The sequence below is a fragment of the Mesorhizobium sp. M0437 genome (assembly GCF_040321335.1).
Taxonomy (GTDB): domain Bacteria; phylum Pseudomonadota; class Alphaproteobacteria; order Rhizobiales; family Rhizobiaceae; genus Mesorhizobium.
In genome coordinates this window covers 1-2,179 of sequence record NZ_JAMYRK010000172.1, presented here as the reverse complement: position 1 = coordinate 2,179, position 2,179 = coordinate 1, and the positions used below count along the sequence as shown (strand labels likewise).

At 60.2% G+C, this 2,179-nt stretch carries 2 protein-coding genes; both read right to left on the bottom strand.

Going from position 1 to position 2,179, the window contains the following annotated elements; translation table 11 throughout:
* Positions 1–1,478 (bottom strand): MFS transporter (locus tag NKI72_RS34665; RefSeq protein ID WP_352852199.1); only part of this gene is annotated, 1,478 nt, incomplete at its 3' end.
* Positions 1,479–1,571: 93 nt separating this feature from the next.
* Positions 1,572–1,718, bottom strand: coding sequence for a hypothetical protein (locus tag NKI72_RS34660; RefSeq protein WP_352648047.1), 147 nt, complete (start codon positions 1,716–1,718; stop codon positions 1,572–1,574).
* Between the last annotated feature and the right edge of the window lie 461 nt (positions 1,719–2,179).

The window sequence follows — 2,179 nt, the reverse complement described above, 5'->3', positions numbered from 1 at the left end:
GCTTGGGCGATGGTGTAGTCGATCGCAAACACCGGCTCCTCATCCGTCAGCGTCAAAGCCAGCGGGCCGTCGAGGAAACTGACATGGTTGAGCGCCAGGATGGGTGCCGGGCCGGCCGCCTTGAGGTTTTCCAGCCCCTCCACCTCCAGACGATGGAAGGCTCGGAACAGAATGGAAACGAAGTCGCGGAAGGCGTTGGTTGGCAGATATCTCAGCATCAGCCAGGCGGCGACCATGTTGAGTGCGGCGAGGCCGAACAGGATACCTCCAGTGGAGACGCCCGCTGCTTGAATTGCGGCGACGAGTATGCCGCCCACAGTCATGAAGCCTGCATTGACGATGCTCACCGCGGCGACGACGCGAGCGCGGCTGGCTTCGGGCGCCCAGGCTTGTACCGCGGCGAAGGTCGGCACGACAAGAAAGGCGCTGGCAATAGCCATGCCGGCAAGGTCGATCGCAACGTGGACCGTGTTTGGCCCGGCGAAGAATATTGCGAGCGTTTCGGCCCCGAGCGAAGGCTGCATACTCCAGATGGTCCAGGCCAGGTCCAAGCCGAATAGGGCCATCAACGCAGTGCCAACCGGGGCTGGCAAGAGCACGATGCGGCCCTGCGACATCCCTGCGGCTATGGCAGAGCCAAGGGCGATCGAGACGGCGAACACCGCGAGATAGGCGGTGACAGCGATTTCTCCGCCACCGAGCGAATCCTTGACCAACGCAGGCAGGATCGAAAGGACAATGGCCCCGATCAGCCAGAACCACGACGTCATCAGTCCGGCGCGCCAGATCCGCTTGTCGGCACGCAAACCGTTCACCTGTCGCCAGGTCGAGCGAAAGATGTTTTTGTCGATGACTAGGTCGGGAGCCGCAGAACCGGTGGACGGAATGTAGCGGCTGACAAACCAACAGGCCACGGCAAGGGTCATCATGATCGGCCCGAACACCGAGACGCCAATGCCATCGGCCGAGACGACGCCTCCGGCGATAGTGCCGCCGAGGATGGCGGCGAAGGTTGCCGATTCGATCCAGGCATTGGCGCGAGGCAATTCCTTGCGCTCGAGATGATCCGGCAAGATGCCGTACTTGATCGGTCCGAACAGTGCCGAGATGATGCCGAACATGAGCAACGCCATCATCAGCACCGGGATCGACGACAGCGCGATTCCAACGACAGCGACAGCCGCAGCGGCGATCTCGGTGAATTTCAGCCGACGGGCGATGAGCGCCTTGTCGAACCGGTCGGCGATCTCGCCACCAAGGGCGGACAGGAGCAGGAAAGGAGCCATGAAGACGGCACCCGCCAGCGTGACCAGTGATGCTGCCTTGTCCGCCGCCAGGGTGAACAGAATAAGGAACACCAGCGTGTTCTTGAGGAAATTGTCGTTGAAGGCGGACAGGAACTGCGTCCAGAAGAGAGGCGCAAAGCGCCGTGACGTCATCAGATGGCTGTTCGTATAGCCGTTCGTGGCGATTTCCATTGGGGCGGCTTCCATTGGGCAAGACCGTTGAAGATCGTGGTCGTATCGATCAGCGGTCTTGCGCGGTTTGAGCTTCTTGTAGTGGGAACCCGGTTACACTTCGTTACTGCGGCTCGCATCGATCAGCGGCTTTTGGGTTTTGGAGTCTTCTAGCCAGTTCATGAAGCGGCTTGCCTCTTCCGCGTCTCGCAGGGTCTTGGTGATGGTGATCGAGGTATGCACGAGCCTGGTCGCGGCCATCGGGCAGAACCCCCTGGCGGCAAACCTTGCTCCATGAAATTGATGCCGCCGTCTTCATCCAAGCGGCGATAGCGAAAGTGGCATGGTCAATGTTTGCAGGCGCTTGAACCCTTGGGAGCGTAGCTGTTGGAGGTCATCGATATTGTCTTTTGGTTTCAGGTGTAGGTTGGGCCGGCGTTGGTCTGTTTCAGGTTCGATACAATCAAGCCGGTCTTGCCACAGTCTTTGACGTCGGGCGAGTGTTGCTCCGCAGCTGCGCGCTACAGACGGCGGTCGCCAGCCAGCTTGAGGCGCAGTTGCCGCAACCACTCGCCATCCTCTCCGAGCGGAACGCAGGACGGCTACGCGAATCTGAGCACTGCCAAGTCGGCCTAATTTTCCACTGCCGAATAGACGATGAAACGCGTAAGCGAGTTTCCGGACCGGAAGGTATGCGTTGGGTTGTCCAAACGATGCAGAGA